The 14,197-nt window shown below is 70.9% G+C and carries 15 protein-coding genes and 1 pseudogene; all 16 read left to right on the forward strand.

Features of this window, described 5'->3' with window-relative positions; genetic code table 11:
• Positions 1 to 20: 20 nt before the first annotated feature.
• Positions 21 to 953: a hypothetical protein gene (locus AC3AOF_RS31985; RefSeq protein WP_488349121.1), complete on the forward strand. Its 933-nt coding sequence runs from the start codon at positions 21 to 23 to the stop codon at positions 951 to 953.
• Positions 954 to 985: 32 nt separating this feature from the next.
• Positions 986 to 2,002 carry a hypothetical protein gene (locus AC3AOF_RS31990; RefSeq protein ID WP_488349122.1) on the forward strand — a complete coding sequence of 339 codons (1,017 nt, stop codon included), beginning with the start codon at positions 986 to 988 and terminating at the stop codon, positions 2,000 to 2,002.
• A 12-nt stretch (positions 2,003 to 2,014) separates the two neighbouring features.
• On the forward strand, positions 2,015 to 2,302 hold the full coding sequence (locus AC3AOF_RS31995) for a hypothetical protein (RefSeq protein WP_488349123.1): 288 nt from the start codon (positions 2,015 to 2,017) through the stop codon (positions 2,300 to 2,302).
• 44 nt (positions 2,303 to 2,346) lie between these two features.
• The gene (locus tag AC3AOF_RS32000; RefSeq protein ID WP_488349124.1) at positions 2,347 to 2,610 is read left to right on the forward strand and encodes a hypothetical protein; all 264 of its coding nucleotides are present in this window, start codon (positions 2,347 to 2,349) and stop codon (positions 2,608 to 2,610) included.
• 71 nt (positions 2,611 to 2,681) lie between these two features.
• Positions 2,682 to 4,163, forward strand: coding sequence for a hypothetical protein (locus AC3AOF_RS32005; protein WP_488349125.1), 1,482 nt, complete (start codon positions 2,682 to 2,684; stop codon positions 4,161 to 4,163).
• A 54-nt stretch (positions 4,164 to 4,217) separates the two neighbouring features.
• Positions 4,218 to 5,393, forward strand: a complete 1,176-nt coding sequence (locus tag AC3AOF_RS32010) for a hypothetical protein (protein WP_488349126.1) — start codon at positions 4,218 to 4,220, stop codon at positions 5,391 to 5,393.
• Between the two features lie 13 nt (positions 5,394 to 5,406).
• Positions 5,407 to 6,240, forward strand: coding sequence for a hypothetical protein (locus tag AC3AOF_RS32015; protein ID WP_488349127.1), 834 nt, complete (start codon positions 5,407 to 5,409; stop codon positions 6,238 to 6,240).
• 71 nt (positions 6,241 to 6,311) lie between these two features.
• Positions 6,312 to 6,575 (forward strand): annotated as a pseudogene (locus AC3AOF_RS32020) (IS3 family transposase); the annotation flags it as partial.
• Between the two features lie 473 nt (positions 6,576 to 7,048).
• On the forward strand, positions 7,049 to 7,264 hold the full coding sequence (locus AC3AOF_RS32025; RefSeq protein WP_488349128.1) for a hypothetical protein: 216 nt from the start codon (positions 7,049 to 7,051) through the stop codon (positions 7,262 to 7,264).
• 295 nt (positions 7,265 to 7,559) lie between these two features.
• A complete protein-coding gene (locus AC3AOF_RS32030; RefSeq protein WP_488349129.1) occupies positions 7,560 to 8,162 on the forward strand; it encodes a TetR/AcrR family transcriptional regulator in 603 nt (200 codons plus the stop codon).
• Positions 8,163 to 8,165: 3 nt separating this feature from the next.
• Positions 8,166 to 9,974, forward strand: coding sequence for an ABC transporter ATP-binding protein (locus AC3AOF_RS32035; protein WP_488349130.1), 1,809 nt, complete (start codon positions 8,166 to 8,168; stop codon positions 9,972 to 9,974).
• A gap of 57 nt (positions 9,975 to 10,031) precedes the next feature.
• On the forward strand, positions 10,032 to 10,703 hold the full coding sequence (locus AC3AOF_RS32040) for a response regulator transcription factor (protein WP_236993351.1): 672 nt from the start codon (positions 10,032 to 10,034) through the stop codon (positions 10,701 to 10,703).
• A complete protein-coding gene (locus tag AC3AOF_RS32045) occupies positions 10,703 to 12,034 on the forward strand; it encodes a sensor histidine kinase (protein WP_488349131.1) in 1,332 nt (443 codons plus the stop codon). Before AC3AOF_RS32040 ends, AC3AOF_RS32045 begins: the two co-directional genes overlap by 1 nt.
• Positions 12,035 to 12,130: 96 nt before the next feature.
• Positions 12,131 to 12,415, forward strand: coding sequence for a hypothetical protein (locus AC3AOF_RS32050; RefSeq protein ID WP_236993349.1), 285 nt, complete (start codon positions 12,131 to 12,133; stop codon positions 12,413 to 12,415).
• Positions 12,416 to 12,537: 122 nt separating this feature from the next.
• Positions 12,538 to 12,987, forward strand: a complete 450-nt coding sequence (locus tag AC3AOF_RS32055) for a hypothetical protein (protein WP_488349132.1) — start codon at positions 12,538 to 12,540, stop codon at positions 12,985 to 12,987.
• A gap of 79 nt (positions 12,988 to 13,066) precedes the next feature.
• Positions 13,067 to 14,182 carry an efflux RND transporter periplasmic adaptor subunit gene (locus tag AC3AOF_RS32060; protein WP_488349453.1) on the forward strand — a complete coding sequence of 372 codons (1,116 nt, stop codon included), beginning with the start codon at positions 13,067 to 13,069 and terminating at the stop codon, positions 14,180 to 14,182.
• Positions 14,183 to 14,197: the final 15 nt, after the last annotated feature.

Below are 14,197 nucleotides of genomic sequence, written 5' to 3' on the forward strand. Positions count from 1 at the left end.
TTGATCAGAAGGAGGACACGATGTTGCCCATCCGCGCCGCCCTCGCCGCTTTCTCCCTCGGCCTCCTCGTCGCAGGCCCGGCCCTCGCCCAGCCCAAGCCTAACGTGGTGGTGATGGGCGAGGATGCCGACGAGGATTCGGTGCCGCGCGGCAACCGCATCTTCCAGCGGGTGATCGCGGAACTCTCCGAGACGATGAACCTGCGCGGCTACAACGTCTACGACGAGACCGCGGTGGCGATGGGTTTCACGCAAGCGAACCGGGTGCGCCGGCGCGACGCCGAACTGATCGAGGTCGCCCGCGCGGTCTCGAGCCCGCCCCTCGACGTGGTCGCGGTGTTCCAGATCTACGCCTCGGCGTCGAAATCGACCTATTCGGACATCGTGCGGCCGGAGGTGCGCATCCCGGGCCGGCTCCTCAACGTGCGCACCGGCCAGTCCCTCGGCTCGTTCGAGGTCGCAGGCGTGCAGCTGCCGCTGCTGCCGCAAGGGTGCGACCGCGAATGCTTGCTCGAGCGGGTCGGCGCCGAGGCGAAAGTCATTGCCGGCGACGTTGCCGCGGCGCTCACCGCGAAGCTCGACGGGGTGTTGGCGCCCCGCCGCGGGGCCGATCCCGGCACGGCCTCCGTCCCGGGCGCCGTCGCGGCGCCGGTCGCCGACGGCCCGACGGCTGAGGCCTGCGGCGGCCTGCCGACGGCCTACGTCGTTCGGCTCAACGGGTTCTCGGCCCAGGAGGTCCAGGCGGCCGAGGAGTACATGGCGGCGTTCCGCTGCTACGAGCACCACCGCCCCGTGCGGGCCGGGGCATCCGCCGCCGAGTACTGGTACGAGACCCGCTCCGACTCCGCCCGCCTCGGCCGCAACCTGCGCCTGATGCTCGAGCACATGAGCGCGCCCGGACAGGTCCAGTTCTCCGGCAACACCTTCGTGCTCAGCCGCGTCGCGACGCGCTGAACGCCTCGCGCCGAACTTCTGGAGATTCCGCAATGGCATCCTTCCTGCCCCGCGTCGCCGGCCGGCCTGTTCTCGCCGCCGGCCGGCCTGTTCTCGCCGCCGGCCGGCCCGTTCTCGCCGCCGGCCGGCTCTTGGCCGTCCTCGGTCTCCTCGCCCAGCCCGCCCTCGCCGCCGAGGCGGTGTTCCCGGCCGCCGGCTCGGTCGGCCTGGTGCCGCCGCCCGGCATGACGCCCTCGAAGGGCTTTGCCGGGTTCGAGCACCGCTCGGGCGCCTCGATCCTCATCACCGAGATGCCGGCCGAGGCCTACGGCCAGCTCGTGGAGCGGTTCACCCCCGAGGCCTTGCGCGCGACGGGCTTCGAGGCGCGGGGTTCCGGCACCGCGCTTGGCGTCGCCGGCGGCGAGGGCCGGGTTCTGCGCGGCAGCCAGGCCGCCAACGGGCTCACCTACGCCAAGTGGGTCGCGGTGGTGCGCGGTGCCTCCGGTACCGGCCTCGTCACCGTGCAGGTGCCGGAAGCCGCGCGGGAGCAGATGCCGGACGAGGCGGTCGAGGCCGCACTCTCGACGATCGCGTTCCGGGCGCCCGGCAGCCTCGCCGACCAGATCGCGGCCCTGCCCTACACCGTCGGCGACCTCGCCGGCTTCCGCCCGGTGCGCGCATTGATGGGCAACGCCCTGATGCTCACCGACGGCCCGAAGGACATCGATCCCGACGGTGTGCAGCCGCTGGTCGTCGTCGCCCCCTCGATGGGGCGGGCCGCCGTGCCGGAAGGCCAGGAGGGCACCTTCGCCCGCAAGGCGCTCGCCACCTTCCGGGAGATCAAGGACGTCACGGTCACCGACGAGGACCGGGCGACCCGCGACGGCGCGGTGGTGCTGCGCCTGCGCGCCACCGGCTCGGACGCGAGGAGCGGCCGCCCGGTCGCCGTCATGCAGGTGATCCGGTTCGACGGGCCGACCTACCTGCGCGTCCTCGGCCTGGCCCCGGCGGACCGGCCCGAGGCGCTCGCCCGCGCCGAGCGCGTGGCCGCCTCGGTCGCGATGCGCTGAGGAGGTCGGCGCATGGCCTGTCGCGTCATCCTGCTTCCCGCCGCGCTCCTCGGTTTTGCCGCTGGGGCAAGCGTCGCACTGGCCGGTCCGGCCGCGGACGTCCCGCCGCTGGTGCGGGACTGGACCGCCCTCAACGCCGCCTGCCGGGGCGGGCGCGGCGACGATCCCGCCACGCTCGACGCCTGCACCCGGCGCGACGCCGTCGACCGGCGGCTCGAGGCGGCGGGCTGGTGCTACGGCCGGCCCGGCGATGCCGGATACCAGCGGGTCTGGCGCCCTTGCGCCGGGACCTCGCGATGAGCGTGGTGCCGCCGAGCGTCACCCGGCGCGGAAGGAACCGAGGCATGCTCCTCCTCGGCGTGCTGATCGTCTGGACCCCGTTCCTGCTGCTCGTCCTCTCCCTGGTCGCCACCCGCCTGACGGGGTGCACGGTCAACGAGGCGGGCGCGCAGCCTTGCCGGATCGCCGGCCTCGACATCGGTGGCCTGCTCTACACCCTGATGATGATGGGCTGGCTGGTGATCCCGCTCCTGCCCTTCATGGCGCTGACGCTGATCGGCGCGGCCGTCGCCGGCGTGCTGGCGCTGTTCGGGATCCGCTGGCCGTGAGGCGGGCTCAGTGTCCGACGGCGCCCGCCGACGGGCCGTCCCTCAATCGTCGTCCGAGCGCGGAGCGGACCATGACCGCCAAGATCGTCGTCATCCCCGTCGCCGCCGCCCTGGTTCCGCTGCTGGCCGCAGCAGCGCCGGCCCAGGACGTCGGCACGGGCATTCTCCAGGGGATGCAGCAGCAGTTCCGGACCCTCGACGCCCGGTCGGTCGGCGAGGTTGCCCGTTCGGAGAGCGGGGATGCCGGCCCTGCCCTGCCCTTCGCCTCGAACGCGGAGCTGCGGGCCGCCACGGTCACCCGCCACGTCCGAGAGCTGCGTGCCAGCAACCCGATCGCCGCGGCCGAGGTCGCCCGGGAGATGGCCCGGCACGATTACGACGCAATCTTCCGGAGCTTCCTCTCCGACACCGCCTTGCGGCCGGACGATGCCGGCGACGTGCTCACCGCCTTCGTCGTCCTGCAATGGATGGTCGCCAACGACACCAAGGCCGAGCCGAGTCCTGCCGCGCTCCGGGCGGTGCGGCGCCAGATGGTGGCGCCGATGGCCGACAAGCCGCCCTTGTCGCAGGCGTCCATCCGCGCCGCCTTCGCCGAGCAGGTGAAGCTCCGCACGGTCCTGCACCATGCCGGCTGGCAGGCGGCGCAGCGCCTCGGGATGGTGCCGAGCTTCGTCGCCGGCCTGTCGAAGGACTTCATCCCCCCGGCGAAGCTGCGGGCGGTCGCCCTCACCGATGACGGGCTGGTGGGCAAGGCCGGCCGGAAGGTTTCGGCGGACCGGGCCGCGGCGGGCGGCGCGTTGCCCGAGGCGCCCGTCGCCGCGGTCGCGCCGACCGCCACCGGCAACGCTCCTCCCGTCGTCGTGACCGAGCCGCCGACGGAACCGCGCCATGCTGCGAACTGGGCCGCGGTCGAGGGCGTGTATTTCCGCTCGACGACCGGCGTCGGGGTCGGCGGCATGGTCGTCATCGAGTTCGAGCCGCTGATCCTGTTTCGCGACGGCAGCTACTACGAGATCGACGATGTCGCCCTCGAGGACATCGACCTCGCCGCAGAGTGCGCCACCAAGCCGCGCCGCTTCGGCCGCTGGACCCGCTCCGGCGACTCGTACGTCCTGACCGGCACGGGGGGTAAGCCGCAGGACTACAAGCTCCAGGACGGCTCGTTCTTCAAGGCCTACCCGGCGGAGGCCGGCGAGCGGACGATTGCCCGCTCCTACCGCCGCATGTCGGGCGGCGGCAACACGGCGATGGGCGGCGACGTGATGATCGCGGTCTCGAACCGCTACGACTTCCGCTCCGACGGCACCTACGGCCGCGGCGGCTCGACCGGTGCGACGAATTCGGGCGCGACCAGCGGCGTGAGTTCCGCGATGAGCCGCCGGCGCCCGCCGGAGGGTGGGCGCTACGGTCTCGACCGGCACACGCTCACCCTGACCGGCCCTGACGGGCGCAGCCGCCGCCTATTCTTCGCCTACGGCTCGCAGAAGGATCCGCCGCAGCCGGACCGCGAGATGGCCTTCATTGGCGGCAGCGTGTTCACGAACCCGGATTGATGGCACAGGCCCCTCGGGATGCCGGGCAAAGCCCAGCATAGCATGGAGAATGCGATGGCGGGCTATTCCGTCGACGATGCGGAACACGATCTCCGGGCTGCGCTGGACAAGGCACCTTTTGGCGCCGTCCGAGGAAACTGGACGGTGACAACCATGCAAGCCGGCCATTCCAGCTTGAGCGGCAGCTACCACCGCCGCGATGGCTCGGTCGTCGCTTCGGACGAACCCCAGTTCGACATTTTCGAAGAGGTCGTCGAGCGACTCGGTACGAACGCCGCGACGCCGTTTAACGTCGTGAGCGTCCACTGGACCCGGGCGATGCTGCCTTGGCGACAGGGTCGGGTCGCCGTCGAAACGGCCTTCGATGCCGCGCTGGTTCCGCGTGGTCCCGACGATCCGATCTACGCCGACGCGGCCGACGCGCGCCGCCGCTTCTGGAACTCGGTTGGAACCGTCGAACCGGGCTTTGCCGCCGAACGCGGGACGGCCAACATCCACGGACAGACCAAGTGGTTCCAGCCCCATCGCCGCGTCCTGAGAATCAAGGACGGCGACGCGGTGCTGCTGGCGACCGACGGCCTCTCGACCCCCTGGGCGGGCGTGACGACGCAGGAGAACGGGGTCGAATGCGAGGTCTTCATGCGGCTCGGCGGGGCCGGCAATCCGGTCGCTGCGGACGAGGCATCGGTCGCGCTCTGGTCCGACGTGCTGATCGGCGTCGGCGACCTCGTCGCGGACGGCTACCGGGTCTTGCGGGACGTCCAGACCAACGGCGCGATCCTGTTATGCCGCCTCGTCGAGGACTGCCGGCCGATGACGCGGATGGCTCTCCGCATGGACCTGCGCTCGATCGAGAGGCTGCCGTTCGGGCCGGTGAGCCTCATCGAGGCGACACCGCTTCGCGAGGACGAACTGCCCGGACTGGACGACGACCCATGGGGCACGGCCGCCGCACTCGGAGCGCTGGAGAAGCACGCCGCGCCCAAGCAGCTCAGTTCGCCCATCATTCCTGCTTCAGGTCGGCGGATACGTCGATCACGAGAAGACGGTCCGATCCCTGGCCTGGCGCGAAGATCAAGCGGCGCTCGGTCGTCCCCGCCGGCGCCGACGAGTTCGAGCGTGTCGTCCGTGAAGCGGTATCACCCGTCCGTTGCGGGACGCTCACAGCGGGTTGCGCATGCCCTGATCGGCTCGCCGAAGCGTGGAGGCCTTCATGCCCTCAAGCCGTGAGCTTTGGGCGGGTATGGCGTTCTTCGCGCTTGCGGCGGGCGCACTCGTCCTCTTCCGGCGCCCGTTCGACGTCGCCGGCTGGGCAGGCGTTGCCGGCTGTGTCGCCTTCGTAGTCCTCGCCTGCTGCGGCCTCGTGAAGCCGGACCTCGGCGTTGTGAAACCGGGCGTGGGGGTCAGGCGACAGAAAATCGACGATCCCACGACACCCAAGCTGCCTCGAACGATCGGCGACGAGCCGGTCGAGGACGTCCCGATCGGCGATCCGTCACCAGACGAGTTGCGCATCCTCGAAACCACGATCGCCGCGCTCGAGGCCGTCGGCGGCCTGGAGCACGGCGAGATCGATGCACGCTCGCTCTGGAGGGCGGCCCAGCGGCTCGATCCCGGCCGGGCCATCGGCATCGATGAGGCCGTCAGCTCGTTCGCGGCGCTTCACGACGATGGACATCCGCGCATCGGGCGTCTGATATTCGTTCCGGCTCACACCGATTACGACGCCCCCCTTCTCGCCGAGATCACAGCCTGCACGCTCGCCTCGCTCGGCCATGCCGTGCAGCCGCGCGACATCACGGTCACGCTGCCGCCGGAGGGCAATCAGGGAACGGCTCGGGTCGCCTTCCCGATCGAGGGCCGCACCCGGACGGTGAACTGCGAATATCTCTGGAAGTATCCGCCAGCCGATCTCATCCCGGCGCTCGGGCGCTTCGGAAGGCCGGAGGATCCGCGCGATCTCGTCTGCGCCGATCCCGGAGACCAGACACTCCTCTATGCCGCCATCCGCTCCGGATCGTTGATGGAGCTGAACCATCGCCTCCCGGCGGCGGACGATCTCTTCCGCGAGGCCTGAGGTTTGGCAACGACAGCTGCCTCCTGCGAACTTCGACTGCCCGGCAAGCGGACTTCAACGTGACGGCGGACGCCGAGGCAGGCCTCGAGCCGTAGGTCGGCAGTGTCGACGGCTACGACAACGCCTTGGCGAAGACGATCAACGGTCCGTTCGAGGTGGAGGTCATCCACCGACGCGGGTTGTGGCGCTCGGTCATAGCGGTCGAGTACGCCACCTTGGCGAGGGTCGACTGGTACAACCACCGTCGCCTGCTCGCGCCAATCGGCAACGTCCCTCTCGCTGAGGCCGAAGAGCGCTCCTATGCCGACGACGGCGATCAAGCCTTGTCCGCCTGACCCAAGACAAACAGCCTCCAAAAACCTGGAGCGGTTCAGGTTGGGAATTCGCCCCCAACTCGTTCAGCTTCGCGCCATTGGCGGAACTTCGACCGAAGTCCCTGGAATGGCCGCTTGGAGCCCAACAGCTGCCGTTGATGTGGATGGTTGGTCCGGCGGCCACGCCGTCATCAGGTACGGGCATATCGGCGACCCAATATCCGAGGAGGCCAGCCCGGCCGCCCTTCGTCGGCAGGACGAAGCCGGTGACGAGGGTAAGTCGCGTTCGCCGGAGAGGTCGCCTCGACGGCGCCCCGACATCTGCCACCGAGCCCCTGCCCGACCTGGCTTCATGGGAGCCTGAAGCCGGACGGGGCGCCCTCGGAGCGAGGAGGCCATCCGTGGTCGGGGGCGGTCCACTCGTCCGACATCCCGTAATGCTGCCGTAACCCAGCACTCCTATCGAGCCGGCCTGCCACAACGGGAGGCGCCGAATGGATACGGAACCAGAGAAGGCGAACGACATCTTCGAGAAATTGCTGAGGCAGGCGGCCACGAAGACCGCAACCTCGGTTCTGGACGAGGTTCTCTACTGGGACGAGGACATCATCGCTCGCCTGATGAACCGCGAGATACGCGCGCGCCAGGAGGAATTGGGTTCCCAGACGCTGAAGGTCATCCAGTCGGGGAAACGCCTGCTCGGAAAATGACCGGAAAGCCTCCGGCCGCCGCCCGCAACACACGCGTCCCGCCGGTCGTCCCACGAGGAGCCGATGACGGATCCGGTAACGGCTCTCCGATTGAAAGATACCGTACGGTATGTATGATACGCCGAGCCGGAAACGTCGACCACCGCGGTATCGGGTGCACGATAGCTGGCCAAGGGACCCGCGGCGCCCGGTCGCGGTCACAGACGGCACCGAGCAACCGACCCTTGGCGGCACCGGAGATGGCGACGGCCCATCCTGACGACGCCGTACCTTCGACGTCGCGAGAACCAGGACCATGGCGACCGAAACGGGATACCGACGCAAGAAGCAGCCCGAGCTCGTCCGGCGCACGCTGCTCGACTGCGCCGCCAAGCTCGCCCTGGAGCAGGGCCTCGCCGCGGTGACCGTACAGGGGGTCTGCGAGGCCGCCGGCGTGACCAAGGGCGCCCTGTTCCATCATTTCGCGAGCAAGCAGGTGTTGGTCGATGGCGTCGTCTCGGACCTCATTGAGCAGCTCGATGCCGACATCGAGGCGGCGATGGCCAGGGACGCCCACCCGCACGGTCGGTTCACGCGCGCCTACATCGACGTGACCCTGCACGACCCGATGATGACGGAGGGAGGCCAGTGGGCCGCCCTTCACATCTCCATCCTCGCCGAGCCGAGGCTGCGCCGACTGGTCTCGGACTGGTTCGCGGAGCGACTGCGCCGCCACCACGACACCGACGGAGGCCCGGAGCTCGAACTCGTCCGGCTCGCCGCCGACGGCGCATGGCTCGCCTATCTCGTGCGCGAGAAGCCGAGCGACCCGGTGCCCATGCTCGGCGAGCTGCGCGAACGCCTCGTCGCCATGACCCTGGCCGGACGGGCAACGATTTCGAACGACGGCAAACCCTGACCCATGAGACACGGTTCACCAAACGGGTTCGCATCGGACGATGCGGACGACACGACCTACGAGGACCTCGCCACCGCGCATGTGTCGATGGCGCGTATCCTCGGCCTTTTCCGGCCCTACGGGGGGCGGATCGCGCTCGTCCTGTTCCTGATCGCCCTGGCATCGGCCGCCGGGCTCGCCGCCCCGTTCCTGCTGCGGGCGATCATCGACGAGGCCCTGCCGAAGGGCGACATCGCGTTGCTGGCCACCCTCTCCGGCAGCCTGGTCGCCCTCGCGGCGGTCGGCGCCGGCATCGGCGTGCTGCAGGTCCTCGTCACCGCGAAGGTCGGGCAGGCGATCATGCACGACCTCCGGGTGGCGGTGTACGCCCACCTCCAGTCGCTCTCGCTGCGGTTCTTCACGGCGACCCGCGCCGGCGACATCCAGTCCCGCATCGCCAACGACATCGGTGCTCTGCAGGCACTGGTGACCCACACGGCCGGCGAGGCGACCCGGAACGCCAGCACGGTCGCCATGACGGCCGCCGCGATGCTGCTCCTGGATTGGCGGCTCGCCCTGCTGTCGTTCCTCGTCCTGCCGCTCGCGACCTGGATCAGCGACCGGGTCGGCCGTAAGCGCGAGGCGCTCACCTACGAGCAGCAGGGACGGATCGCTGAGATGTCGTCGGCGGTACAGGAATCCCTGTCCCTGTCCGGCATCGTCCTCGCCCGCACCATGGGGCGGACCGCGCATCTGACGCAGCTTTTCGCGCGGTCGTCGCGCGAGGTCGCGACGCTGGAGGTCCGGTCCCACACGGCGGGCCAGTGGCAATGGTCGGTCATCGACCTGGTTCTCCAGGCCATGCCGGCCCTGACCCTGCTCCTCGGCGGCTGGCTGATGGCCTCGGGCACCGCCATGACCGTCGGTACGCTCGTCGCCATGATCGCCCTGCAGGAGCAGCTCCTGTTCCCGCTCGAGGAGGTGCTGCGCTCGGGCGTCGAGGTCAGGAAGACCCGGGCCCTGTTCGCCCGCATCTTCGAATACCTCGACGAGCCCGTGGGGATCACCGAACGGCCCGATCCCGTCACGCTCGACCCTGCCACGGTCGCGGGGCACGTCCGGCTGGATCGCGTGGCGTTTTCCTACGACCGGGCAGGACCGGCCACCATCCGCGGCGTCACCATCGACATCCCGGCGGGGTCGCACACCGCCATCGTGGGCGCCACCGGATCGGGCAAGTCCACCCTCGGCTACCTGCTCGCCCGCCTCTACGACGTGGATGCCGGCGCGGTGCTCTACGACGGCGTCGACGTGCGCGACCTGAGCCGGCGGTCGCTCACCGACATCCTGGGGGTGGTGACGCAGGACCCCTACCTGCTCCATGCCAGCGTCGCGGAGAACCTGCGCTTCGCCCGGCCCGACGCCAGCGACGAGGACCTGTACGCGGCCGCCCGAACCGCGCAGGTGCACGACCTCATCGCGGCGTTGCCCGACGGATACGACACCGTGGTCGGCGAGCGGGGACACCGCTTCTCCGGCGGCGAGAAGCAGCGCCTGTCCCTCGCCCGCACCCTCCTGCGCGATCCGCGGGTCCTGCTGCTCGACGAGGCGACGAGCGCGCTCGACACCGCGACGGAGCTGGCGATGACCCGTGCCCTCGACCGGCCCAACAGGAGCCGCACGACCATCACCATCGCGCACCGGCTCTCGACCGTGCGCCGGGCGGACCAGATCGTCGTGCTCGACCGGGGGGCGGTGGTCGAGCACGGGACGCACGACGACCTGCTGGACCGCAGCGGCGCCTATGCCCGTCTCGTCCGCAAGGCGGCTTGACGACCCGCTTACGCCGGCCCCGTCCTGCCGCCATCGTTCCCTGGAGGTCGAACCGTCTTGCGCGTCCTGGTCGTAGAGGATGACCCACAGCTGAGCGCGTGGCTCAAGACCACGCTCTCGGACGCCCTCGGGCACGCCGACGTCGTCGACAACCTCGACGAGGCGCTGGCCGCCGTCAGCGTCCAGCCGTTCGACCTCGTCGTGCTGGACCGCCGGCTGCCGGACGGCGACGGCATCACCCTGATCTCGCGCCTGGCGCAGCTCAGGCCACGGCCGGGGGTGCTGATGCTGACCGCGTTCGACGATCCGGTCGAGATCGCGCGGGCGCTCGACGCAGGGGCCGACGACTACGTGCCGAAGCCGTTCGAGCCGGTGGAGCTCGTCGCCCGCGCCAGGGCCGTGATCCGCCGGCTCCAGGTCGACAGGACGGGCGTGCTGAGGGTCGGCAACCTGTCCTTCGACACGGCCGCACGCTCGGTCAGCATCGACGGTCGCCCCATTCCGGTCCCGCGCCGGGAACTCGCGTTGCTCGAAGCCCTCATCCGCCGGGCCGGGCAGGTCGCCATGCGGGAGACGCTCGAAGCCGCGGCCTACGGCTTCGACGACGAGATCCAGTCCAATGCCCTCGACGCCCATATCTCGCGCCTGCGCAAGCGGCTGCGGGACGCCGACTGCTCCGTGGCGATCAAGCCGCTCCGGGGCCTGGGCTACATGATGGACGCCGGTTGATGCCACGCGGGCAGCCCTCCATCGCCCGGCTCGCCGCCGTCCTGCTCAGCCTGGTCGTCGCCGTCACCATCCTGTGCACCTGGACGCTGGTCATCGCCCTGCAGGGCGACGATGGCCTCCTCGCGCAGTACGACGCGGCGAGGGCGATCAAGGGGGCTCTTTCGCGCGACGGGGATGGGGCGCCGGTCGTGTCGTCGACGGGCGACCTCGACGGGATCAAGCGCTCCTTCCCCGGCCTCTGGTACGTGGTGACGACGAAGGGAGGGAATGTGTATTACGGCGCCGTGCCCGCATCGGTCCGGGACGGCGACATGGCGGCTCCCGACGCGTCGGCCTTCTTGGACAGCGGCGACGCCCTGCGCCTGACCAACGCGACCGTGGTGACGCGGCTCGGGGGGGAATTCGTACGGATTCAGGTCGGCGGCGCCGCCTACACCCCGGCTCAGGCCGCCCTAAGCAGCCTGCGCGACGTGAACTACACGGCAATCCCCATCCTCGCCGTGGTCGTCGCGACCATCCTGGTCGCCCTTGTCACCGTCCCCGCCCTGATCGCCCGACCCGTGCGCCGGGTCTCGCACTCGGCGGAGCGCATCGACGGTGGGTCGGACGGTATTCGCCTGCCTCTGGAGGAGGCGCCGCGGGAACTCGTCCCGATGGTGGCCGCCTTCAACCGCGCCCTGGAGCGCATCGACGTGGCCTCGGCCGCGCAGCGCCGGTTCCTGTCGAACGCGGCCCACGAGCTCCGGACCCCGCTGACCCGGGTCCGGACCGGCCTGGAGCGGGTCGAGGACGCTCACCTGCGTCGGTCGCTGGTGGCGGACATCCAGTCGCTGTCGTCGACCGTCACGATGCTGCTCCAGATCGCGCGGCTGTCCTCGGACAGTCCGGAGATGCGCAGGTTCGACCTCGTGGCGGCGGTTCGCGCCACGACCGCGGAGCATGTCCCGGCGGCGCTTGCCGCCGGGGTAGACGTCGCGTTCTTCGGGGAATGCGACGCGGTCCTCGTCATCGGTTCGGAGACCGCCGCACGCATCGCCGCCGGCAACCTCCTGCGCAACGCCCTCCAGCACGCCCGCTCCGGTAAGTCCGTCCTGGTCGAGGTCCGTTCCCCCGGGACCGTTCGCGTGATCGACCACGGCGACGGGGTCCGGGACGGAGCCCCGGCGGAGATGCTCCAGCCGTTCGCGCGAGGGCAGGCGAGCGACGGCACGGGGCTCGGGCTCGCCCTGGTCGCGCAGGTCATGGCCATGCACGGGGGAAGTGTCGCGATGGACGAGACCCCCGGCGGCGGCTTGACGGTATCCCTCATGTTCCCGGGCGCGGCGGCCTGACCCACGCCTCCGTCCGACCCCGCCGGGCGTAATGTTGCGGCAACCTCGGCCGCTAGGATCGGCCCGGTCTCCCCTCCTGGGAGCCGAGGTGACCCCATGCGCAACAAAGCCCTGGTCCTTGCGGCCGCACTCGCCGCGTTCTCGTCCGCCGTCCCGGAAGCCCAGGCCCGCGGGCGGTCCGGGGCATTCGCCGCCGGCCTCGCCGGGGGGGTCGCCCTGGGGGCGCTCGCCGCGTCCTCGGCACGGGCGCAGCCGGTCTACGACGACGGCTACGCGTACGGGCCGCCCGAGTATTACCGCGTCTATCGCCGCCGGTTCGTCATGCGCGAGTACGAGCCCCCGTTCGAGCCGCTCGGCTTCCACGACGACTGGGACGACTGAGGGATCCGGTCCTCCACCCGGCCCCACGGCACGGGTCCACGAAGACACGGGGCCGCCGTCGCCGACGGCCGCCCGATAAATCGGGCGTCCGGGGCTCGGCCCTTGCCCAACGGGATTTCGAGATGCGGTTTTCGAGTTCGAGCGCCCGCTCGATCATGACATGGTGCCTCGCCGCGGTGATGGGGTTGGAGGCGTCCATCGCGACGGCGGCGACGACGGCTCCCATGATGCCGGGGGTGCCGCAGATGCGCGCCGACGACGGTCCGCTGGCGGCGTTGGGGCGCTCCTGGTCGGAGGTCGTCGCGTCGCTCGGCCAGGCCATGTCCGGAGCGCCCTCGTTCGGGCCGGTCCTCGTGTTCTCGAAGGCCCGTTGCCCGAGCGTGGACGACGGGGAGTCCCTGGATTGCGGGCTGGCCGCCGACTGGATCTGCCGGGAGGCCGGTCGCACGACGGGCATCTCCTTCGACCAGACGACCTCGCGGACGTGCCGGGGCAGCGTCGCCTCGCAGACAGGCGAGCCGTCGCTCTCCTGCAAGCCGTCGGCCTGGATAAGCCATGCCCTGTGCTGGTGATGCGCCCGTGATGACACGCCCGATCCCACCATTCCTGCGCGTGCGGCGTCGTCGCCCGCATCCCGTCGCGGCGACGGTTATGGCCGGCCTGGTCGTCCTCACCCTGGCCGGATGCGAACGGGGCGCCGACGGCAAGGCCGCGCCGGGAGCGGACGCGGGGCCGCCGACGGTCTCGACGGTCGTCGTCGAGACGGCGACGGTCCCGCGTACCCTCGACCTGCCGGGACGCCTTGCCTCGACGCGGGTCGCGGAGGTCAGGGCGCAAGTCGCCGGCATCATCCGTGAGCGCGCCTTCGAGGAAGGCAGCCTGGTGCGGAAGGGTGACGTCCTGTTCCGCATCGATGCCGCGGTCTACCGGGCCGAGGTCGATGCCAAGGCCGCCGCCCTCGCCCGCGCCGAGGCGACCAAGGTCCAGGCGCAACGCCAGTCGGAGCGCACCGAGACGCTGCTGGAGCGGCAGGCTGCCAGCGCCGCCCAGCAGGACATCGCGGTTGCCGCCCTGCGCCAGGCCGAGGCCGATGTCGCGAGCGCCAGGGCGCAACTCGCCCGAGCCCGGATCGACCTCGACTACGCCACCGTGCGCGCGCCCATCGCCGGCCGCATCGGCCGGGCGCTCGTCACCGAGGGGGCGCTCGTGAGCCAGGGCGAGGCGACCAAGCTCGCGCTGATCCAGCAGGTCGACCCGATCTTCGCCGACTTCAACGCCCCCGCCGACGACCTCGGCCGGCTCGGATCGGAGGAGGAAACGGAAGTGCATCTTGTCCTGCCGGACGGCTCGCTCCACGCCGACGCCGGGCGGCTGCTGTTCACCGACGTCAGCGTCGATCCCGGCACCGGACAGGTGTCGATGCGGGCGACCTTCCCCAACCCGAGGGTCGCCCTGCTGCCCGGCGCCTTCGTCCGCGTCCGCGTCGCGCGGGGGACCTTGCCGGGCGCGGTCGTCGTCCCAGCCCAGGCCGTCCAGCGTTCCAGCGCCGGCGTCGCCCAGGTCTACGTCGTCGGCGACGACATGAAGGCCGCCCTGCGCCCGGTGCGGGCGGGGGCGCTGACGGATGCGGGTTGGATCGTCGAGGACGGCCTCAAGGCCGGCGAGACCGTGGTGGTCGAGGGCTTCCAGAGGCTGCAGCCCGGCATCGCGGTGAACCCGTCCCGTTGGCAGGCGCCTCGGACGGCCTCCGCCTCCGCGAAGCCCTAAGCGCCAGGATCACGC

Source organism: Methylobacterium sp. 142-1Y, from assembly GCF_057747795.1.